At 41.5% G+C, this 23,291-nt stretch carries 15 protein-coding genes; 11 read left to right on the top strand and 4 right to left on the bottom strand.

The window, feature by feature from the left end:
- Positions 1-951: 951 nt before the first annotated feature.
- The 4 genes from AACU25_RS25170 (at position 952) to AACU25_RS25155 (ending at position 9,183) form a co-directional block, all read left to right on the top strand.
- The gene (locus AACU25_RS25170) at positions 952-5,133 is read left to right on the top strand and encodes a DUF4912 domain-containing protein (RefSeq protein ID WP_321206647.1); all 4,182 of its coding nucleotides are present in this window, start codon (positions 952-954) and stop codon (positions 5,131-5,133) included.
- Positions 5,134-6,326: 1,193 nt separating this feature from the next.
- Positions 6,327-7,034 carry a LabA-like NYN domain-containing protein gene (locus AACU25_RS25165; RefSeq protein WP_096580339.1) on the top strand — a complete coding sequence of 236 codons (708 nt, stop codon included), beginning with the start codon at positions 6,327-6,329 and terminating at the stop codon, positions 7,032-7,034.
- A gap of 168 nt (positions 7,035-7,202) precedes the next feature.
- Positions 7,203-7,913 (top strand): response regulator transcription factor, encoded by a 711-nt coding sequence (locus tag AACU25_RS25160; protein ID WP_096580337.1) that lies wholly within the window; start codon positions 7,203-7,205, stop codon positions 7,911-7,913.
- Between the two features lie 157 nt (positions 7,914-8,070).
- The gene (locus tag AACU25_RS25155; protein WP_096580335.1) at positions 8,071-9,183 is read left to right on the top strand and encodes a sensor histidine kinase; all 1,113 of its coding nucleotides are present in this window, start codon (positions 8,071-8,073) and stop codon (positions 9,181-9,183) included.
- Between the two features lie 770 nt (positions 9,184-9,953).
- On the opposite strand, the gene AACU25_RS25150 is transcribed toward AACU25_RS25155, so the two are convergent.
- The 3 genes from AACU25_RS25150 to AACU25_RS25140 form a co-directional block, all read right to left on the bottom strand.
- A complete protein-coding gene (locus tag AACU25_RS25150) occupies positions 9,954-10,409 on the bottom strand; it encodes a hypothetical protein (RefSeq protein WP_096580333.1) in 456 nt (151 codons plus the stop codon).
- Positions 10,402-10,782, bottom strand: coding sequence for a hypothetical protein (locus tag AACU25_RS25145; protein ID WP_045871065.1), 381 nt, complete (start codon positions 10,780-10,782; stop codon positions 10,402-10,404). The genes AACU25_RS25150 and AACU25_RS25145 overlap by 8 nt, the downstream gene beginning before the upstream one ends.
- 787 nt (positions 10,783-11,569) lie before the next feature.
- Positions 11,570-11,761 (bottom strand): hypothetical protein, encoded by a 192-nt coding sequence (locus AACU25_RS25140; protein WP_096580331.1) that lies wholly within the window; start codon positions 11,759-11,761, stop codon positions 11,570-11,572.
- Positions 11,762-12,716: 955 nt separating this feature from the next.
- On the opposite strand from AACU25_RS25140, the gene AACU25_RS25135 reads away from it, so the two are divergent.
- Complete coding sequence (locus tag AACU25_RS25135; protein WP_096580329.1) at positions 12,717-15,302, top strand: adenylate/guanylate cyclase domain-containing protein; 2,586 nt, start codon at positions 12,717-12,719, stop codon at positions 15,300-15,302.
- 329 nt (positions 15,303-15,631) lie between these two features.
- On the opposite strand, the gene AACU25_RS25130 is transcribed toward AACU25_RS25135, so the two are convergent.
- A complete protein-coding gene (locus AACU25_RS25130) occupies positions 15,632-16,210 on the bottom strand; it encodes a DUF2808 domain-containing protein (protein ID WP_096580325.1) in 579 nt (192 codons plus the stop codon).
- 284 nt (positions 16,211-16,494) lie between these two features.
- On the opposite strand from AACU25_RS25130, the gene AACU25_RS25125 reads away from it, so the two are divergent.
- The 6 genes from AACU25_RS25125 (at position 16,495) to AACU25_RS25100 (ending at position 23,282) form a co-directional block, all read left to right on the top strand.
- A complete protein-coding gene (locus tag AACU25_RS25125; RefSeq protein WP_190445712.1) occupies positions 16,495-19,197 on the top strand; it encodes a winged helix-turn-helix domain-containing protein in 2,703 nt (900 codons plus the stop codon).
- Positions 19,198-19,605: 408 nt separating this feature from the next.
- A complete protein-coding gene (locus tag AACU25_RS25120) occupies positions 19,606-20,223 on the top strand; it encodes a type 1 glutamine amidotransferase family protein (protein WP_096584019.1) in 618 nt (205 codons plus the stop codon).
- 15 nt (positions 20,224-20,238) lie between these two features.
- A complete protein-coding gene (locus AACU25_RS25115; RefSeq protein WP_096580323.1) occupies positions 20,239-20,583 on the top strand; it encodes a DUF3703 domain-containing protein in 345 nt (114 codons plus the stop codon).
- A gap of 133 nt (positions 20,584-20,716) precedes the next feature.
- Complete coding sequence (locus AACU25_RS25110) at positions 20,717-21,400, top strand: class I SAM-dependent methyltransferase (RefSeq protein ID WP_096580321.1); 684 nt, start codon at positions 20,717-20,719, stop codon at positions 21,398-21,400.
- Positions 21,401-21,402: 2 nt separating this feature from the next.
- Positions 21,403-21,888 (top strand): DUF1772 domain-containing protein, encoded by a 486-nt coding sequence (locus tag AACU25_RS25105; RefSeq protein ID WP_096580319.1) that lies wholly within the window; start codon positions 21,403-21,405, stop codon positions 21,886-21,888.
- Between the two features lie 194 nt (positions 21,889-22,082).
- Positions 22,083-23,282 carry a DUF4336 domain-containing protein gene (locus tag AACU25_RS25100; protein WP_190445711.1) on the top strand — a complete coding sequence of 400 codons (1,200 nt, stop codon included), beginning with the start codon at positions 22,083-22,085 and terminating at the stop codon, positions 23,280-23,282.
- The last annotated feature ends 9 nt before the right edge of the window (positions 23,283-23,291 follow it).

The raw sequence follows: 23,291 nt of genomic DNA, 5'->3' as shown, positions 1-23,291 counted from the left end.
CTCGTCTGGAGGCGAGTTATTAAATAATTATTAAAATTAAAATTATCACTATCAATAGACAGATAACTATAAAGTTTCAATCGAAAAATACAATATTTAAGTTAGAAATATATAAAGTTTATTTATGCTTAAGTACGCTAGTATTTTATGCTGTCAATGTATTTGCTGTTGATTTTCACAAAGAATAATCCAGAACTATGATTATTACTGGCTTGTGCAAGTAATTAGTTAAAAGCAATAATGCGATCGCACCTTAAATTGAGAAAATTCAGCAAATATTTCTGTCAACTTAGTGATAAAAAAACAGTCAATTGTCAGACTAATTAAAGAGATATATCTTCCCCAAAGTAGTCCCCTACTTCAAAATCACACATCCAAAATTAAATTGCCCCATACCCTATTTATACCTATTCCCTGTTCCCTTATTTCTTGAAAGATAGCCCGAAATACTGGCTGGGTATACTTTAAAAAAAATAAACAGTCTAAAAATCTTGTCACTAAACAAGATAAAGTGAGACGCAGTATTTAGTAAGTGAGCCTGATTAAACTGAAATATGTAAAGTTTTGTATGGGCAAGGGCAAAAGCTTAAAAGTTAAGGCTTTTCGCTGTTCTCCTGCATCTACTGCAATATAGTTTCGTTTATTGATAAGCATTTACTGAACTGCACATTTAAGCCTATAAGCCTCCAAATACCGCTTTGAGACGCAAGCAGCAAATACCAAATGCCTCGTTCTCTGTTCCCTTACTGCTTCCAAGCAACCACACAGGCGACGCACTACCCGCGATGAATTCTGTTCCTTGTTCCCCGTTCCCTAGTCCCTTGTTTATTCCCAACAACTAAGAACAAAGTTAATAGAGATGTATAATTAGCGCGTCTCCTCGTTTTATAGATAAAAGCATAAGTTAAAGGCTGGCCGGATTTCTGTTTTCTGTACCCTGATAAGGAGCATATGTGGCAACAAGAAAAGAAAGATAGTGCAATAGTCAGACTGGCATTACTGCTGGCGATAGGAACTACACCTATGGCAGCAACTCTCTTAGTGCCAACACCGATACAGGCACAATCTGCAACTGATGCTCCCGCTTTTCCTTTACCAAAAACATTGGAAAATGGGACTACAGTGCGGATTGATGGTTCAAGTAGCTTGAGTCTAATTAATCAAAACTTGAAACAGAGTTTTGAGCAGCAATTCTCTGGAAGTAAAGTGGAAGTAGGGGCTAATGGTACTGATGCCGCACTAAAAGCTGTGCTAGAGGACAAAATTGATGTAGCAGCCCTAGGACGTGGCTTGACACCACAAGAACAAGCAAAAGGGTTAGCACAAGTCCGCTTATACCGCGAAAAGATTGCCATCATTGTCGGTGCGGAGAATCCGTTTAAAGGTAGCTTGACTGGTAGAGAATTTGCCAGGATTTTCCGGGGACGTAGCATTACAGATTGGTCGCAGGTAGGCGGGCCAAAAGGTAAAATTCGCGTTATTGATCGCCCCCCAACTAGCGATACTAGAGAAAATTTGCGTAGTTATCCAGTATTTAAGGCTGCTAACTTCACTACAGGCACAAATGCAATTCAAGTACCGGAAGATAACACCGCAGAAATCGCCAAGCAATTGGGTAAAGATGGTATCAGTTATGCTTTAGCCAATCAAGTATCCCAACTCCCAGGGGTGCGGACTCTCAAGGTACATCAAACCTCACCTACCGATCCCAAATATCCCTTCTCCCAGCCTTTAGTTTACGTCTACAAGAAAAACCCCAACGCGGCGACAGCTGCATTTCTGGGTTTTGCGATCGCACCGCCAGGTAAGCAAGCTATAGAACAAGCTAGAACAGCCGAAGCAGCTGCGATCGCCAAAGGTGGCATACAAGCTTTGGTAGCAACAACTGCTACTACTTCCCCGGCAGTTGCGGCAGTAACAACTAATACCATTTCTCCCACAATTGCTGCTGCCACAACGGCTGAAACCACTGCCCCCACAACTGAAGCGACAACGGCTGCAACTACTGTCCCCACAACCGAAGGCATAACTAATACCGCAGACCCTAGTGCAACCACTGTCCCAGATACAACCTCGGGAACGGCTGCGGATAACAATGCCAGCGTGCAGCGAGAAGCGCCATTTTGGCTATTATTGCCTTTGTTAGCGATCGCAGCTTTAGGCGGATTGTCTTGGTGGTTACTCAAAAGACGCTCATCAGCAGAAGATACAACAGATAAAGACTTAGGATCTGCGCCCACAGCGCCACCTTTACCAGTAGACCCGAATCAGTCAGTACCCGCAGCAACTAACCCACCTTTAGCAGCAGGCACAGGCGCAGCACTATCATCGGAAGAGATGAGAAATAACGGCGAATTTGCATGGGATACCGAAGCACCAGCAGCAGTGGTGAATACTTCTTATCCCAACTTAGCAGATGCATCTAAAGTTACACCTCAACCAGAATCGCCACCAGAAGCAGTATTATCTAATACTTCAGATGCTCCTAGCGCCAATGCCACAGAACCGCCTCAGCCAGAATCCAACATTGGCGAAAATATCTCCACAGCAGGGGCTACAGCCTTAGCTGGAGGTGCAGCTTTAGCAGCAGGTGCAGTCGGCTGGTCTGTGGTAGATAGTAGAGAAAGCGCTCCCGAAGATGCTAATACTACAATCCAAGGCAGTGATTATACTCTATGGGATACACCTGCATCTGATGAAGTACTAGCTGAGATAGAACAGCCCAGCCCTGAAACTACAGAGGCAATCCCAGATTCACCAACAGTTCCAGAACCCACAGCAGATGTAGTCTCAACAATTGAAATTACATCTGCCAATACTGATACATTAGATGTCGGCGAACCAACATCGGATGTAGCACTGCCCATTATTGAAACAGCCGCCGCACTGCCAAATTTGCCAGCCGTGGGCGAACCTACAGCAGAGGTATTGCTACCAGATGTGGAAACAGCCGCCACCATCCCAGATTTGCCAGATATCGGCGAACCAACATCGGAGGTATTGCTACCTGATGTGGAAGAACCAACAGCGGATGCATCGCTGCCAATTATTGAAACAGCTGCTGCACTTCCCCATTTGCCAGATGTCGGCGAATCAACATCCGAAACAGCCACACTTCCAGATTTACCTGATTTTCCAGAAGTGGATTTAAATGCCATAGCAGATGAAGCCGAAGCAACTGCTGAACCCACAGAAGAAATCGAGGAAATTTTCGCAAATCTACCAGAAGAGACCACAGAAACAGTAGAAAGCTTACCCGCAGATGATTCTCTACCTAATTTAGGGGCTGTAGCTGCTGGTGCAGTAGCAGCAGGTGCAGGAATTGGCGCTTGGTCTAAAGTTTATGGCAGTGAAGAATCTACAGAATCAAACATACCAACTGCTACAAATGATAGCGATAGCGCAGTAGCAGCAGATCATGTTGAGAACACAGTTACTCTCAGATCCCACACACCCAAATGGGCTTATGCTGCGTGGCAAATTTCTGATGCTAACAAGCAAATATTGACAGATTCCGGTTCTCCATTAGTGCTGCGGCTATATGATGTCACTGGCATCGACCTGAGTTACCAAACTCCGCACCTGGTGCAGCAGTATGAATGCGATTTAGCATCATACGATCGCTTTGTGGCAATTCCGGCTAGCGATCGCAACTACATGGCAGAAATCGGTTATCTTGCAGCAAATAACTGGGTATTAATCGACCGTTCTGAGACCGTGCGTGTCTTTAGCAGTCCCTACACCACAGAGGAAGCAGCAGACACCCAAGTAGCAGACAAAGTAACTCTTTCGCCCCAAAGTTTGCACTCAGCGAATGTTTCCTGGCAAATTTCCGACGCAACCCAGCAAAAACTACAAGAATCAGGCTCGCAATTGGCTTTACGCTTGTATGATATTACGGGAATTGACCTGAGTTATCAAACTCCGCACCTGGTACAGCAATATGAATGCCCATCTGGGACACATGAAACTGTAGTATCAATTCCGGCTAGCGATCGCAACTACATTGCAGAAATTGGTTATCTTGCAGCAGATAACTGGGTATTAATCGACCGTTCCGAAATTGTGCGCGTCTTTGGCAGTTACTCCATCCTAGAAGACGAAACAGACAGCAAAGTTCAAGACAGAGTCACTCTCACGCCCCTAAATTCAGAATCAGCTCATGTTTTATGGGATATTACCCAGGTAACCCGGGAAATCGTACAAAATTACGGATATCAATTGAAGATCCGCTTGTACGATGTTACAGGACTTGATTTGAGTTACCAAACTCCTCAGTTGCTTCAGGAGTTAGAATGTCCAGACGGCACAAATGAAACTGTAATAGCGATTCCGAGAAGCGATCGCAACTACATTGCAGAAATCGGTTATCTTGCAGCAAATAACTGGGTATTAATCGACCGTTCTGAAACCGTGCGTGTCTTTAGCCCTTACATCCCAGATACCGCCACAACAGAACCAACACCTGTACCAGAATCAACTCCCGTAGCCCCAGCCCCCACACCAGAAGCAACACCTGTGCAGGAATCAACCCCCGTAGCCCCAACCCCCACACCAGAACCAGCTGCAAATCATGAAAGCAGCATTACCTTCTCATCCCGTACCCCTAAATGGGCTTACGTTGCTTGGCACATTTCCGAACATGACAAGCAAAAATTGCACAACGCTGGGATATCTCAATTGATTGTGCGGCTGTACGATGTCACCGACATTGACTTGAGTTATCAAACTCCCCATCTAGTGCAGCAATATGAATGTGAGGAATTAGTAACAGATCGCTTTGTCGCCATCCCCAACAGCGATCGCGATTACATGACCGAACTTGGCTATATTACAGAAGGCGATCGTTGGGAATCAATCACTCGTTCTGCCAATGTCCGCGTTTTCAGCCGTCCCCAAGCAAATTTCTGGTTTGTAGCGGATGCGGAGTTAATTATCCACGGCGCAACTGAACCGGGTGCAACTGTCAACATTGCTGGGCATGACATTAAACTGAAGCCAGATGGTACTTTCCACTTGCGTATCCCCTTCTCCGACGGGTTAATGGAATATCTAATGACAGCACATTCTGCTAATGGAGAACAAACTCAAAGCATTCATAAAAAATTCTCCCAAGAAACTCCAGAAGCATAGTCGCCCCATCTCAATACTTTTCGGTTAAGGGAAAAAAGGGAAATATTTCAATGGAAAGAAACAACCTTTACCCTTTAACCTTTTTCCCAAAAGCTATTTTGAGTTCAAAACACTTAACCGAGTAGTATTGATCCCCATCTGAGAAGCTTAAAAAATAGTTTTCGCAATGAAAAATTTAGATTCCCGATTTTCTATCTTTGAAGAAAGCGGGAATCTATTTTTTCATAACCAGCCTAAATTATTTGTAAAAAATATCATATATAGGACTTACGCAAGTGTCATATTTTTTTCGTTGATGTTTGTCCAGGGGAGCCAGTCACGTGCGGAGGTTCCCTCCGTTGAGTGAACTGGCGTTCAAATGTCAAGAGTCCAAAAAACCGATATTTTTGACCCTTGACCCTTGACTCTTGACTCTTATGCCAGAGGATCACTGTGCCAGTTGCGTACGTCCTAATATATTTAAATATTTCTTTTTTGTTTCCTTTCTATGCTAATAATTTCTACAAATTAAATCAGATTGGTATATAATCAAACTGACAAAAATCAAAAAATAGTTTTTTCTGATGATTGCATCAGAAAACATTTCTTCTTTAGACCATAGTTACTAGTCTATAGTTCTGATTTTAAATATAGATGTACAATAAAAATAACTGCTGATAGCTCACTATAGCCCAGTTCCTTAATAGGAATCTGTACGCATTGACTCCTGATTGTTTTGTGCAAAGCCAACATTCAGTAGATTAGGGTAAATAGTGAGCTATTGATAAATATTGGGGATATCTTGTTAAATCTGTTTTGATACCAACCGCAAATCTCCGCTTTAGACTTTGACATCTGCACAATCAACAGCCAAAACAACGATTTGCAGCTATTGATTGCATATCATTGACTGTGCCCATTTTAAATTTTAGATTGCCGATTTTAGATTTTTTTGTTCCTCTATCGCGCCATTAAAGTGGAACAAATCTCAATACTACAAGGGATAGCGTTTTGAACTCAAAATAGCTTTTGGGAAAAAGGTTAAGGGTTAAAGGTTGTTTTTTTGCCTTTTCCCATTCCCCTTTTCTCCCTTAACCGAAAAGTATTGGAACAAATCTAAAATAGATGGACTCTGATGCTGATTTATCAGCGCAGAGTGAATACTGCCAATTGCCCAGCACTTCTTAACATGGATAATCCAGAGGAATAGCCCAATGAATCTTAGTAGTTTTACCCAAGAAAAAGAAAAAGATAAACACCTGAAACAGGAATCACAATGGCAAGAAAGGCAGATAATTAATCATAAAGAAGCTGAAGAAAACAACAAACCAGCCACTGCAACATCAAGTTTACTTTTTCAAGGCGTTCATCGTGGTAGAGTTGCTATTTTTATTGATGGATTAAACTTATTGCAAGCAGCCTTGCAACTCGGTTTAGAAATTGACTATCTCAAATTACTTTGTCGGTTAACAGAGAACTCACGATTACTGCGGGCTTTCTTTTATACTGGGATAGACCACTCGCGATCGCCTGCTATGCGTCTCCGTTCTCATGAAAAGCAGCAGGGCTTTTTATTCTGGATGCGTCGCAATGGCTATCGTGTTGTTACCAAAGAATTCCAAATTTCCGAGAATTCTAAAAAACCCAATTTAAATGTTGAAATTGCTGTAGATATGATCAATCTCGCTCCCTACTATGATACCGCTGTCTTAGTAAGTGGAGATGGAGATTTAGCTTATGCTGTGAATGCTGTTAGTAGCACAGGAGTCCGGGTAGAAGTTGTTAGTTTACGAGCTCTTACCAGTGACATCTTAATTGATGTCGCTGACTACTTCGTTGACCTAGATAGTATTAAAAAGCATATCCAAAAGGATTCTAAGGTTGGCTATAATTATCGTCATCTCTCCACTTCTGGTCTTTAAATGACAACAAATCCACAGGTGAGTATGTCAAAAACTAGTAAATGACCGCAACCGCGAAAAAATTGCGCTACCGAAATCACTCATGGTGGCTGCAATTTTATTTTGAATGGTGAATTTTGAAATTCCCCTTGGGGTTAACTCTGCGTCTTATACTCCCGCCTAATCGAGATGGATATTTTAATTGTTGAAGATGAAATAGAAATTGCCCAATTAATCCAACTTAGTTTAGAAAAAGAAGGATTTATCTGCCGTATTAGCCGTGATGGGATCAATGCCTTACGGATGTTTCAGGAACAACCACCAGATTTAATTATTTTAGATTTAATGCTGCCTGGTTTAGATGGGCTAGAAGTCTGCGCCAGAATTCGCCAAAAACCAGGCGCAAAAGACCCTTATATTTTAATGCTCACAGCTAAAGGCGAAGAAATCGATCGCGTTATTGGTTTATCTACTGGTGCTGACGATTACATGGTTAAGCCTTTCAGCCCCAGAGAATTAGTTGCGAGAGTGCGTGCTTTGTTAAGGCGTAGCCTGCGCCAAGGTGGACAAAATCAAGTTAATCGTAGCCAACATTTTATTGTTGATATAGATCAGCGCACTGCTAGTCGTCAGCTAGATGATAACGCACCAGAAGTTTTAGACTTAACCACCTTAGAATTTAACTTGTTAAGCACCTTTGTCAGCAATCCTGGCCGAGTTTGGAACCGCACCCAACTAATTGATAAACTTTGGGGCGATAATTTTTTTGGTGATGAGCGCGTAGTCGATACTCACATAGCTCGGTTACGCAAAAAAATTGAACCCGATCCTGCGAATCCTACTTTTATTAAAACTGTAGTGGGAGTAGGCTATAAATTTGATGACTCAACTACAATTTAATACAATTTTAGATTTTGGATTTTAGATTTTGGATTGTGAAACGGAACAATCCATAATTTGAAATTCTATTTCTCCCTCATCTCCCATCTTCCCCACTCTCCTTACCCTGCTGCTTGCCAAATTCATTAAAACTTTCATCAAACTGGTATAACAGCTTATGAAAAAGGACTGGCGCTGGACAAAGTCCTTGCCTTTAGCATCGCGCCTATTATTCTCTCACTTAGTCGTGATGATAGTAGGGGTATTTAGCTTAGTAATCATTAGTAAAATTTCTTCTCCTCGCTTCTTTGTTCTTCACTTAGAACGACTAGAAAATGAAGGGTTAAATTTAATTGATATTCGCGCTGAATTGGTGCAAGGATTTGAAACTGCTTGGCGACGAAGCACTATTTGGTCAGTAATAGTGGGTACTACAGCCGCAGGTGGATTGAGTTACTGGGTATCTAGAAGGATTATGCAGGGATTGACCGACATGGAGCAAATTACCCGGCAATTTGCGGCTGGTAATTTTGAAGCGCGTTTACCAATGTCTGATATTCCCGAAATTAACCAGTTAGGTGCTAGCTTTAACCGCATGGCAAACAGTTTAGAAGGTGTGGAAGCAAGGCGGCGGGAACTAATTGGAGACATGACTCATGAACTAAGAACACCGCTAACAGTTGTACGCGGTTACTTAGAACAACTAGCCGATGAAGAAATTGAGCCATCACCCGAAATTTATCGGCGGCTAGCAAAAGAAACTAAGCGTTTAGAGCGTTTGGTTAACGATTTACAAGAACTTTCCAAAGCTGAAGCAGGTTATTTAGCAATTAACATACAGCGTGTAAATTTACGTCCTTTATTAGATTCATTAGTAGAAAAATTTACAGACCAGTTATTAGAAGATGGCCCGGTTCTCCGTTTGGAATGTCCATCTCCTATGCCTTTGGTATTAGCAGATTTGGATCGTACAGAACAAATACTAGTAAATCTTTTAGGGAACGCCATACGTTATACAGCACAAGGCGCAATTACTCTACGTGTTTGGACGGAATCATCTCGACTTTGGATCGCCGTTATGGATACAGGGATTGGAATTGCTCCTCAAGATTTACCCCATGTGTTTGAGCGTTTTTGGCGCGCTGACTCATCCCGCGCTCGTCAATCTGGCGGGACAGGGATTGGTTTAACCATCTCTCAGAGGTTAGTGGAATTGCAAGGTGGTGAAATCCAAGTTGAGAGTAAACAAGGGTTGGGTAGTACTTTTAAATTCTCTCTGCCTTTAGCTTAAATACAAAATTGCCTCCCAAGGACTTCTAACTAAAAGAAATCTACTATCGTTTTTTTTGGCAGGGAGCAGGGGGAGAATAAAAATATTCTCTGACCATATTGCAATACGCTTGGGTTAAGAAAATTAATTGATCACAAAACCAAAAAACTAGTTACTCAACAAAAAAACAGAACAATAATTTTGGAGGGGGTTTGGGGGACGCAACCGTCACCCAATCGGGGGTTTGGGGGAGAATCCCCCAATTGATCTGGCTTTTTTAATTAAGTGACAAATTAATCACTAATTAATTTAACCCAAGCGTATTGGACTATATTGGATAATTTATTTTCTGGAAGTCCTCTATACATACAATAGATTGTCACAAGGTGGTCATGGCTGCGTAATATGCAATTGCTAGCCTGAGATTGAGAAAAATATAGTTTTCCATTGATTCCACTTTGGTCAATCACTCTATGATTCTCAGCAAAAAAATCGCTGGGAGTAGAAACTTATACCCGTTCCCGCTTTGACAGCAACCAACCCTGCTTCTCCTACTCCCTGAATGAATTATGTCTACTGTTATTCTGGCTGGATTTTTAGTAAGTTTAGTGACTGTGTCTGGATGTGCGGCGATCGCTTACCTGTTTCCGCAAAAAAACTCTCACGACTAACACCATGATACTTAATATTGATAACTATAGGATTTAGATTTGATTTATAAAATACAAGTTGGGTACGTTACACCCAAGGCTAACGCACCCAAATCATTGAATCATACTTGACTGGGATTTCTATCCTGAATAAGGATCGGAGTTTGGATCTGTTGGTGGTAGCGATTGTGGAGGTGGTTCGCTAGGTGGAGGTGGTTCAGAAGAGGAGTCTTTAATCTGTGATTGTAAGGCTTTGCCCAGAACATAGGAAGTACTACTAATTCCCAACAATCCCAAAATTTGATCGGGAATAGAAGTAGGAAACGCTGGTGGTTTGTTACTAGTAATGATCAAGACTAAACTCATTGAAATCACAAAAGTGAAAATCAACAGTTGAAACCTGGCCAAACTTGCATCACCAGTGCTTTCACTAATCAGCTTATCTAGATTAATTCCCCGTTTTTTATTAGTTTTTAAATTCCAAGTACCTTCCCAAATAAATATCAGAATAAATATTTCTAAAACTGCAACAAAAATCGTAATAACACAACCGATAACCAGCGCCAAAATTACAAAAAGATCATTAATGCTAGGCACGCTCTGACCTCCGTTCTTTAATAAGTGAAGTCAACTTGCTCCAAAGATAAGCAAAGTTGCTTCCTCCCAATGCATAGAGAAATTCTGCTCGGATTTGTGGCATACTACATGGCAAGCTTGAAACTTTGCAAGTATTTAAATTTTGCCTAACATCAAATAGGTAGTACGCAACAAATATCAGGGTGAATAGCAATAACTGCAATCGCTCTGGGCTATACTTTTGATTCTTTGTTTTATCAAAAAGTAATCCTCTAAGATTGATTTTCTTTTTGATAATCAGAAAAAATACAGAGGACATTAAACCCACAAGAAATAACCAAATTTCAAACTGAATAAACTTGGATAAAAGATTAAATCCCCATTGTATTTCCAAAATTCATCCTCCACCTCAAACCAATATATTGCAGATTTAATAGCTGCTAAGACAGTCAATATATTAAGGTGTGATTTGTGTTTATACCGTAACTGATATAAAAATTATTTTTATATCAAAAAAGTTAGTGAATTGTAAAAATTATTCACCCAAAAATTTATCTAGAACTCTAATTTGGTGTTTGCGAAAAATTTAGACATCTCTATCTCTCTTCTTTCCTAGCTTGAAAGCTATTTCAGGAATTAAATTCAGCTTCAGGATCAATAGATTTTGAATTAGCCAATTATTCCTTGATGGTACATCGACAGTGGAGGAGGAATTTAAAATCCAATACAGTTTAGATAAAAGCATTAGTGATTGATTTGTCAGTTGTGGAAAAGCTAGCTCAATTGGGGGATTCTCCCCCAAACACCCGATTGGGTGACGGTTGCGTCCCCCAAACCCCCTCCAAAATTATTGTTTTGTTGTCAATTTATTTTTTTAACTGAACTGTATTGATACCAAATCAAATAATGTTTGCGGCAGATAAATTTTTTGTAAGGGCACGGCACCTGTAAGATAATCTGATATGCCAAAAGATTGTGGATGTTCCCTACCCATCTGTCGCATTCTTTTTTCAAAATGGTATGATTTAAAATCCAAAATCGTAGATTGTTAACCAAAAAAATATGGATGAGATGAAAATCTCATCCATATCTCACCTACCTAAATATGAGGATTGCAGCACTGTTGTATTGCACTCCAGATACTCAAGTAGAGGATTCGTTAGCATTTACGCATAACTATTTTATGTAGATTGAGTAGTTTCCTCAGGCTCACTGGGTGGAGTAGTTTCTTCAGACTCGCTGGGTGGAGTAGTTTCTTCTGTATCGGTGGTTGTGGTTTTTGGTGGCTCTTGATTGGGTAATAAAGGCTTGGGGTTAGGTGGAGTGTAACTACTCTCAACTGGGGCGCTGGTTCTTTCTAATGTATAAACCATGTAAATTTACCTTTTGCAAAATAGTCAGCAGAATCAGGTTAGGAGCTATCTAAATGACAGTCACTACTCTTTGCTTAAGTATCTGTGTATGAGCTAAGTTTTATGCAAGCGGCTAAATTTGTTACAAAAGTTAAGATTTTGTGGTATCAGTGTTAATTGTGCAAAATATATGGGAACTATAGGATACGCCACTCCCACAGATATTGTCAGTCACATAGCCAATGGCTGAAGGGAGGAGGTAATATCTGCGATCGCAGTCTCATGCATCTTCCGGTTGGACTTTCTGTGGCTACTTAAATTACCCTTGGTGTTCCATTCTGAGACAGTATACTAATCTCATTCTCAGAGTCGGATATCTATGTAATATAGAGTTTACTGCCGAATGTCTACAAAATTCCTCTAAATTTCTAATCTTTTGGGAGAAATTTACCAGATATGTCAAAGCCCGCTCTTTACAGTTAGCCTGAATTAGGGTATTCCTTGATTGTCGTTTAATTGTGGAGAAACCAGGTGTTCAAGAAAATCGGTAGATGGATCGTACAAGGAGTCAAAGCGTGGGAGTAACTTGATTTTTATGTTGTATTACTGGCTCTGTTGCAAGTTTGAAAAGATGGATACTGCTGAACTTGCGCTTAAAACTTGATTTTTGCGTTATGAGCAGGATCGCTCCTAGTTTGAGGGAAAATGGTGTCACATATCAGCCTCTTAGTAGCGCTTTTAAGCGCAAGCAATAGATGATAGAAAAGCCGCTTTCCTTTCTAGCCTATTTCCTTAGTTTCTTGATTATTTACATAAGTAGAATGTGAATTTGAGATTATTAATCTTCCCCAGATTTCCACAGGATGACGCTAGCTTAACAAAAGATTAAACTGTGGATAATGTCAAGCGATTGTTGCTGATGGCAGCAATTAAATAACATTCTTAAAATATATTCATCATCTATAAAAAGCTAGTTATGTCATCGCATCAACATAGTTTTGATGAGACTACCGATTTAATTATTGGTGTGCGCCATTCAGAAAATGGCTATGTACAAGAAAATACTGCTCCTGTAGGTGTACTTGCTAAAAGACAGGGAACTATTTCTAGTTTTTTGGCTCCCTTAACCCAGGAAACTTTTAAACAAGTTGTTAAAGATGTCGAACAGAAATTGCAGATTGTGCATCAAACTCTCACGAGGTTAGATTCTCATGGGTTTGACACAATCCTCGAAGAAATGTTGCATTCGATTACTTTAAAAACTGGAGAATTATTAGGAGCAGATAGAACAACTATATTTTTATTAGATGAAGAGAAGCAAGAACTCTGGTCAATATTAGCAGAAGGAGAAGGCGATCGCTCTTTAGAAATTCGCATTCCCGCAGATAAAGGAATTGCTGGGGAAGTTGCTACTTTCAAAAAAGTTGTCAATATTCCCTATGATTTTTATGACGATCCTCGCTCAGTATTTGCTCAAAAGCAAGAACAAATTACTGGCTACCGTACCTATACAATGTTGGCTTTGCCGTTGTTAAATGAGCAAGGCGAATTAGTTGCAGTAGTACAATTACTGAATAAATTAAAATGTCCGCATAATCCTAACGCTCCCATTGCAGAACGAGTTGATACTAAAGGATTTACTTATGCTGATGAAGAATTATTCCAAGAATTTGCGCCTTCAATTCGGCTAATTTTAGAATCATCACGCTCGTTTTATGTCGCTACGCAAAAACAACGAGCCGCAGCCGCATTAATGAAAGCAATCAAGTCGCTTTCGCAAAGTAATCTTGACTTAGAAGATACCCTCAAAAGGGTAATGGATGAAGCCAAGGAATTAATGAATGCGGATCGCAGTACATTATGGCTAATAGACCACGATCGCGAGGAATTATGGACAAAAATTACTCAAGATAATGGTACAACAAAAGAATTACGCGTTCCAGTCGGTAAAGGCTTTGCTGGTATAGTCGCTGCATCTGGTAAAAAGCTGAATATTCCTTTTGATTTGTACGATCACCCAGATTCCGATACAGCTAAACAACTTGACCAACAAAATGGTTACCGAACTTGTAGTTTATTATGTATGCCTGTATTTAATGCCGATCAACAATTGATTGGTGTGACGCAATTAGTCAATAAAAGAAAATCAGGGGATTTCCCAGCTTATAATCACGAACATTGGCCCAAAGCTCCTGAATGCTTCCAAGCTAGCTTCGATCATAACGATGAAGAATTCATGGAAGCTTTTAATATTCAAGCAGGTGTAGCGCTGCAAAATGCTCAATTATTCGCCACAGTGAAGCAGCAAGAACAAATGCAGCGAGATATTTTGCGGAGTCTTTCTAATGGGGTAATTTCTACAGATAAAGCAGGTTTAATTATTGCAGCGAATGAAAGCGCTAAACGCTTACTAGATTTACAAGAAAAAGACCGTTTAGAAGGTCTTTCGATTCAAAATGTCATCAATATTAAAGAAGGTAACTTTAGTAAATGGTGTGAGAATGCTTTAAATGGAGCTAACTACAAACACCGACAACAATATTATCCCGATCGCACTCTTTTAACTACAGGTACAGAGCAGCATAGTATTAATTTATCAATTAACACAATTGCCGATGCTAGCGACAATAAACAAGTACGTGGCGCGCTAGTAGTAATGGAAGATATTAGTGATGAAAAGCGCCTGAAAAGTACAATGTACCGCTATATGACCCAGGAATTAGCGGAAGAATTACTAAAATTAGATGATGCTAAATTAGGAGGCGATCGCAAAGAAGTTTCGATTCTATTTTCTGATATTCGCGGCTATACAACTTTAACGGAAAATCTCGAAGCCGAAGAAGTTGTGAGTATGCTCAATGAATATTTTGAATCAATGGTAGAGGCTGTTTTTAAACATAAAGGCACGCTAGATAAATATATTGGTGATGCAATTATGGCTGTGTTTGGTTCGCCTTTACCATTACAAGAACACGCTTGGATGGCGGTACAAACATCTTTAGAAATGCGTCATCGTTTGCAAGAATTTAATCACCGCCGCTACTTAGCTAATAAACCGAGAATTAACATTGGGATTGGCATTAATTCTGATACCGTAATTAGTGGCAACATTGGCTCTAGTAAAAGAATGGAATTTACAGCCATTGGTGATGGTGTTAACCTTGGCTCCCGCTTAGAAAGCGTCAGCAAACAGTACGGTTGCGACATTATTATTAGCGATAATACTTATAATCCCTGTCGTGAAAATATTTGGGCTAGAGAACTAGATTATATTCGTGTTAAAGGCAGAAATGAACCAGTTGCTATTTATGAACTGCTAAGTTTGCGTACCGATCCCATTAAGAGTGAAAAATTAGAAATAATTGAGCTATATCACAAAGGGCGTGAATATTATTTAAATCGCCAGTTTGACCTAGCACAAGCTAAATTCAATCAAGTTTTAGCGATTGATAGCCATGACAAAGCGGCTTTATTACATCTGCACCGCTGTCAGCACTGGATACAATCACCCCCATCAGATGCAGATTGGGATGAGGGTGTTTGGACTTTTAAGGAGAAATAAGGAAGAGTCAAAGAAGAGGAAAAGGGGCAGGGGGCAGGGAGCAAGGGAGAGAATTGCATAAAGGCGACCTAATCAGGACGATTATGGCTTTGAGCATCAATAGACCTCTTGCATGAATCTTTTCCCTCACCCTAAATCCCTCTCCCAAGCATGGGAGAGGGATTTTGATATCGGCTCCCCTTCTCCCGAAATTGGGAGAAGGGGCTCTTGGATGAGGGTAAGTTTTGTATTAGTGCAAGAACTCTAATACATTTAGCTGCTTTCAACCCAATTGCCGAGTACTGGAAAATCTTTCTCCCTGCTCCCTGCTCCCCTGCTTTCTTCCACACTCACCAGCCGAAAGGGGAGAAAATTGAGTTAAAACTGTGGCTGTAGAAGGTTAATCGTCCAAAACCGAGAAATTGTCCGTGGGATTTCTCGCCTGGGGGGAAGGCTGTCACGCCAAATAGATAAACGCCTGAAACTGAGGGATTTTGGCGGGGTTTGAGGGCAATTGTAATGCTTCTACCTGGGGGTACTGGGGGATCAAATACTAGAGTTGTTGTTTGAGTTTTGCCATCACTAGTGGCATCTTTTAATCCTAGTTTTTGTCCTTCATGGGAACTCGTTCCTTCAAAGGCAGAAGTATTTTTAAGGTCAAAGCGAACGTAGTCTACTCCCTCACGCTGGTTAATTGTGACTCGTTGCAGTGGTTCTCCAGCATTTTCTGGTAGGTTGAGAGTAAAGTAATATGTTGCACCCCAAACATAAACTTCTTTATAGGTAGTAACTGCTTCCACTAAGCGCGGTGGTTGAACAAAATACACTGTACCATCTTGCAACTGAACTGCTGGACTGGGCTTTAAGGTATAGCCTTGAATACCAGCTACCATTGCGATCGCTATACCCAATATCACTGCAACGCGCATTACTCTACCTAGATAACTAACTACTACTGCTGGGGAAACTCAAAGGCTTTTCGTCTATCTTGAATGGTAGCTTTATTTCCCTTGTGTTGTACTCATCCTATAGGTAATCAGTAATTGAGAAATTTTTGTCTAAGCTAAAGAAAGGTTCGCAGAAATCAAGGGAACTCCCAAAAATAAATCATTCCAATATCTAGATTCAACACCACTATTTCTCTCCCCTGCTCCCTGCTCCCTGCCCCCCTGCCTACACAGTGATAGTTTTAAGTGGAAGTCCCCAATTCCATATGGCTAGTCCTCTGCTGGTGACTAAGTTACATATTCCCTCGCTGCGATCGCCTTTGGTGCAGCGCGATCGCCTGTGGGATAAATTAAATCAGGGGTTAACTAGCAGACTCATACTAATTTCGGCGGCGGCTGGCTTTGGGAAGTCAACTGTGTTGAGTGAATGGGCGCATCAAACTCAAGTTCCTGTAAGTTGGCTTTCTTTAGATGAGCAGGATAATGATCCCAGGCGCTTTTGGAAATATATTGTCGCAGCTTTACAGCAGAATATTCCCGAGATTGGCGAGGCTACGCTGGCGATGTTGCAAGCTAGCGAATCTGTGACATTTGAAGCTTTGTTAACACCTTTAATTAATGAATTAGCCGAACTAAAAACTGAATTAATTCTCGTTTTAGATGATTATCATCTGATTACTAATGCCGCAATTCATCAGACAGTAACTTTTTTTCTGGAGCATTTACCAACACAGATCCATTTAGCGATCGCAACTCGTGTTGATCCACCGCTACCTTTAGCTAGATGGCGTGTCCGCAGTCAATTAAAAGAATTACGGGCAGAGGATTTACGCTTCACTGATGCAGAAGCCGCAACATTTTTGCATCAGTTTATGCCATTACCATTAACAGAGTCACAAATAGCAACCTTGCAAACACAAACCGAAGGCTGGATTGCGGGGTTACAGCTAGCTATGCTTTCATTACGTGATAATCCTGATATAGATGTGTTTATTAAATCTTTTGGAGGAGATAAACGCTATATCCTAGATTATCTGGTAGAAGAAGTTTTACAAAGACAATCGCCGCCTCTGCAATTGTTCCTCTTGCGAACCTCTATTTTAGAGCAGATGTGTGGTTCGCTCTGTGAAGCCGTTTTGGGGGAAGAAGCAGTAAATGGAATTGAGACTTTAGAGGAATTAGAGCGTCAAAATTTATTTGTAATTGCCCTCGATGGTAATCGTACTTGGTACCGCTATCACCATTTATTTGCAGAATCACTGCGTCACATTTTACACCGCATCGAACCGGACTGTGTCGGGAAATATCATGATCGTGCTGCCCAATGGTACGCACAGCAGGGATATATTGCTGATGCTATTCAACAGGCTATCTCAGCAAAGGCGTTTGAGTATGCAGCCGCTTTAATTGAGCAAGAAATTCAAACCAAAGAAAACCCGCGGATTGATGCAATCTTCCTGCGAATTATTCTGCAAAAATTGCCTAATGAACTGACTAATAGCCGTCCTTGGTTACTTGTAGCGCAAGCCTGGGCAGCATTTACATCTTCTCAATTTGTAGATGCGATCGCAGTTATTCAAACCCTGGAACGATTGCTCAATCAAGGTATTGATGCCACAGAAAACAGCGATCGCCTTTGGGGTTTAGTTGTGGCGCTCAAAGGAATGCAAGCCCGTCAGCAAGGAAATACGGCGGAATCAGTCGCATTTATGGAAAAAGCCTTGGAATTATTGCCGTCAGATAATTCTTGGTTGCGATCGCTCATCTTGCTCAATCTCGGTGTCACATATTTTGTGGCTGATAATTATGAGTCTGCAAAGCAATTACTCCCAGAAATTAGCGCCATTGGCAAAGTCAGAGGTACTGCAGATCCAGCGATCGCAGGGCTTTATTTACAAGCGCAGTTTCTCGCCTTGCGAGGACAACTAGATTCAGCAACTTCCCTGTGTCAGCAAGGCTTGGAATTAGCCACAGAACGGCGTTGGTTAGCCACCTATGCGGGAGTATTGGTAGAGGTAGCATTAGCCGATTTATTCAGAGAACAAAATCAATTAGAAGTAGCCGCACAACATCTCACCCAAAGCATTGAGCGCGCCATTCAGAATCAGCAGCCAGGCTTGATGATGGGCTACATTACATTGGCACGAGTGCGCCTATCTCAAGGCGACTTTCAAGCAGCCTGGACAACAATTCATGCTGCGGAACGCTGTCAACCCTGGCTTTGGCCTACTATGCTTTCTGTTGGAGCCTGTAAAGCGAGATTGTACTTAGCAGAAGGAAATTTAGATAGTGCGATCGCTTGGGCGGAGAAAAGTAATTTGAGTGTCGAGAGTGAACTACACTACAGTGCAACAGAACAGTATCCCAGATGTTCCGAACTTGATTATTTAACATATGCCAGAGTACTGCTAGCTTACGGTAAACAGCACTCATCGCCATCTCATTTACAAGATGCCTTACACTTGCTCAAGCGATTATCTAAATTTGCTCAAACAGGTGGAAGAACTATCCGCGTCATGGAAACGTTGCTATTACAGGCGTTAGTTTTCCAAGCGCAAGGAGATAAAGCGCAATCCCTGAATTTGTTAACTCAAGCCCTGAATATTCCTCGCCAAGGCAATTACATTCGTTTGTTTTTGGATGAAGGAAACCCAATGAAAGAGTTATTACAACGGGCTGTTTCCCAGAATATTCATTCTCATGAAGTGAATCGCTTGCTAGCTGTATTTGGTTCTGTTGAGCAGAAAAAATCAGCTGCCATTTCAGCGTTGATTGAGCCATTAACTGAGCGAGAATTGGAAGTTTTGCATTATCTTGCAACTGGGATGTCAAATCAGGCGATCGCAGATCAATTATTTGTTAGTCTCGCAGCTGTAAAATGGCACGCCCGCAATATCTACGGCAAGTTGGAAGTGAGTAATCGCACTCAAGCGGTAGCAAAAGCTAGAGAATTGGGGGTTTTATCTTAATAACTCAAACTGGGTAATGGGTAATTGGTAATTGGTAATTGGTAATGGGGATTTTCTTACCTCATCTCCCCAATCCCCCAGCTTGACTTAGTGATGGAATATTTATTCAGTTAGAAGTCCCTAGGAAAATTAATTGATAACAAAACCAAAAAACTAGTGACTCAACAAAAAAACGGAACAATAATTTTGGAGGGGGTTTGGGGGACGCAACCGTCACCCAATCGGGGGTTTGGGGGATTCTCCCCCAATTCTTCTGGCTTTTTTAATAAGTGACAAATCAATCGCAACCCAAGTGTATCGCCTTAAGACCTATCCTTTTGGCTAGTGAAATAATTACAACACGCTTGTTAAGCTGAGGGATCTGGGGAGGTTGGGGAATCACACAACTTAATTCCCCCTATGCAGTTTATGGACAAGCAAATCGTTCATCTATTCGTTTTTAATACCCTTGCTGATTGGGAAACTGGTTTTACCGTTGCAGGAATCAACAACCCGTCATCTCAAAAACATCCTGGACGCTATCGCATTCAAACCGTTGGCATAAATGCTGAACCTGTCACAACGATTGGCGGTGTGACAATTCTCCCCGATATCACCCTTGAGGAATTGAACTCAAGCGCCATGCTGATTCTGCCAGGAGGTGAGGCATGGGATGCAGGCGAGAATACCGAAATTCTGGAGCCAGCAAAAGAGTTTTTGGCAGCAGGTATCCCGATTGCGGCGATTTGTGGCGCAACTGCAGGGTTAGCGCGTGCTGGCATTTTGGATGATAAACCACACACCAGTAACGCCGCAGAGTATTTGCAATCAACAAACTATCAGGGAGCAGCCTTTTATCAAAATCAACCAGTGGTGACGGCTGGTAATGTGATTACTGCCAACTCAACCGCCCCCCTGGAGTTTGCTTATCACATATTTAAAAAGCTTGAGCTTTACGATGAGCCAATTCTCGAAGCCTGGTATGGACTTTTTAAGACAGGTGATGCTTCTTATTATTCCACCTTAGAAAAACTGACAAGCTCTTAGTTGGAGGATAATCAAATGAAAGCAATTGTATATGAACATTTCCAAGCAGAACTTGATAGAGCAAAAATAGCCATTGCAGAGCAAGACTTTGAAACCGCATGGATAGCCCTACAACGCGCTCACATTCTTGGGCAACAAGATGCGATCGCTCATACGATTGCCCATTGGAATATGCTGAAACTTGCCTGGAGACAGAGAGATTCTCAGGAGATTATTGGACAATTAATATCAACAGTTTCGGCATTTCCTTTAACACTTTTGTATGGCAAAAACAGATACCTCAGAGGTGGTAAAGCCAATGTTAAGGACTCAGAAAAAATGTCTGTTCCTCCAGATATTCAACAACTCCTGAATCAGTAATTACGAATTACGAATTACGAACTAAGAATTACGAATTATCAAAAACTATCCTTTCAACTATCCATTCGGTGAGGGGTGAATTTGCACTTCTGAGCGACTGTGAAAGTACAGTCATGCATCAAGGAGTGTCACGATGGAATGGACGATTGGATGGTGGCAAATTTCAGTTCAACGCGTTTATCCCAGTAACGCACAACTGTCTCAAACCTATAATCAAGCTGCTTCTTGGTGGCATCAACATCTTCAGCTTTTGGGTTATAGCCATGCTTATAGAGAATTATGGCGATCGCTCAAAAACTCCAATATCCTGCCTCAAAATCAAGATAAAGTCAGCATTTGTGATTGCGGTATTGGTACAGCAGCTTTCAGTCTGGCATTTGCTCAAATCATTAACCCCAATGCCCATATCACCGGAGTAGATATTTCATCCGAGATGCTGAATAAAGCACATCAAAAATTATCTCAGGTAAATGTTGCTCATCGAATTTGTCAGAGTGATTTAAATGCTCTGCCATTTGCAGATCATACTTTTGATGCTGTTATTTGTGCCCACACTTTAGAACACTTGCCAAATCCAGAACAAGGATTACGAGAAATAGTCAGAGTCCTGCGTCCCGGCGCACCATTGATTTTGGTAGTGACTCAGTCTGGACTATTAGGTTGGTTAATTCAGTCGTATTGGGGAAATCGATGTTTCAACCAGGAAGAACTATCAAAACTTATACATGAAGTCGGGCTAACTCAGCTGCAATTTGTACCTTTTACCCTTGGTCTGGCTCGCTTCACCAGCATTGCTTGTATTGGCTTTAAGAGGTAACAATGTTTCTTAAAATTTGGCGTTTAATTACACTCATTATCGTCGCGCTATTTATGGGTTTAGAGTTTGCCCATGCTTTAGAACTGCCTCCCAAAATGCAGTACGATGGAGCGCTATATGTGACGATTCAGAATAGTCTGTACGGTTATTTTGGTGCGCCAGGGCCAGGGGCCTTCATTACTGTGGGTGCAGTGCTGTGTGTGATCGCACTTACAATTCTGGTACGAAAACACCGCGTTGCTTTTTGGTGGACATTGGCAGGTACGCTATGTTTAGCGATCGCTTTTCCTTTAATCTATTTCCTCCGGATTGAGCCTGTGAATGTTGTAATTGAACAGGCTAATGCAACCTCACTACCAACCAATTGGCAACAGCTAAGAAATCAATGGGAATATGCCCACGCTACAAACTTTATTTGCAGTTTAGCTGGCTTTAGTGCATTGCTGATTTCTGTACTAGTTGATGTTCCTCAAAGGACTTCTAAATAAAAAAATATTCTATCGCTGTGTAGCAGGGGGAGATGAGGGAGATAAGGAAGATGAGGAAGATGAGGGAGCAGGAGAGAAATATCATTACTCATTACTCATTACCCATTACCCATTCCCCCTTCCCAATTTCTTCGTTCCACTAGCTCCTTCTAATGCTAGAAATTGGTAAGGAGCATGAAAGGGGTAAACGAACTATGAATGCACAGGGGTCGCAAGCAGAAACAATGCATCCGCGTGATTGGTCATGGCCGTTTTGGTTGACTGTACCTCTTTACCCCTACAGCAAACGGCGGACGGTTTGCACTGAAGTAGTTAAAGATACTATCTGGACATTTGACCAATTACACGGCATTCTCTACACTATCGTGCCGATTCGGATGACTGTGGTGAAACTGAAAGCAGGCGGTCTATTGGTTTATGCACCAGTTGCACCCACAACTGAATGTATCCGTTTAATTAACGAGTTAGTATCAAAGTATGGTGATGTTAAATACATTATTCTGCCTACAAGTTCTGGTTTAGAACATAAGGTTTTTGTTGGCCCCTTTGCCCGACGCTTTCCCAAAGCGCAAGTGTTTGTGGCACCGCACCAATGGAGTTTTCCCTTAAACTTGCCTTTGAGTTGGCTAGGTTTTCCCCAAAGTCGCACCCAAGAAATCCCTGAAGACAAGAGCCAAGTACCCTTTGCTGATGAATTTGACTATGCGGTATTAGATATTAATTTAGGGCGGGGATCGTTTGGAGAAGTTGCAGTATTTCACAAGCGATCGCATACTCTATTGCTGACTGATACCATACTCTCTATACCAGAAGAACCACCTGCGATCGCGCAAATCAATCCCTATCCCTTATTATTTCATGCTAGAGACAACGGACAAGAAGCGATCGTAGATACTCCAGCTAATCGCCGCAAGGGATGGCAACGCATTTCATTATTTGCCATATACTTCCGCCCCAGCGCGCTAGAAATAGCGGAAATGGGCGATATGTTGCGTGATAGTTTTACAGCAGCAGAAAGGTCAAAAAAGGCTTATTTTGGTTTATTTCCCTTCCGTTGGCAAGAAAATTGGCAGCAGTCATTTACCGCATTGCGAGGTAATGGCCGGCCATTTGTCGCTCCAATTCTGCAAACCCTGATTCTTCCCCAAGGGCCAAAACAAGTCCTCGACTGGGCAGACAAAGTTGCTAGTTGGGATTTTCACCAAATTATTAGCTGTCATTTTGACTCCCCAATTAAAACCACTCCGCATCAATTTAGGCAAGCCTTCGCCTTTTTAGAGAAGAATCCATCTGTCAGCCATTCTCTACCAAAAGAAGATTTGCAATTCATCACTGGACTGGAGGCTGATTTACTCAAGCGCGGTATCGCCACCCCACCGAAGGAGAGAGTTTGAAATCGCAAG

It is taken from the genome of Tolypothrix tenuis PCC 7101 (assembly GCF_963874875.1).
GTDB lineage: Bacteria > Cyanobacteriota > Cyanobacteriia > Cyanobacteriales > Nostocaceae > Aulosira > Aulosira tenue.
Note: the sequence above shows the minus strand (reverse complement) of the source record. Positions and strands in the feature narration are given on the sequence as shown.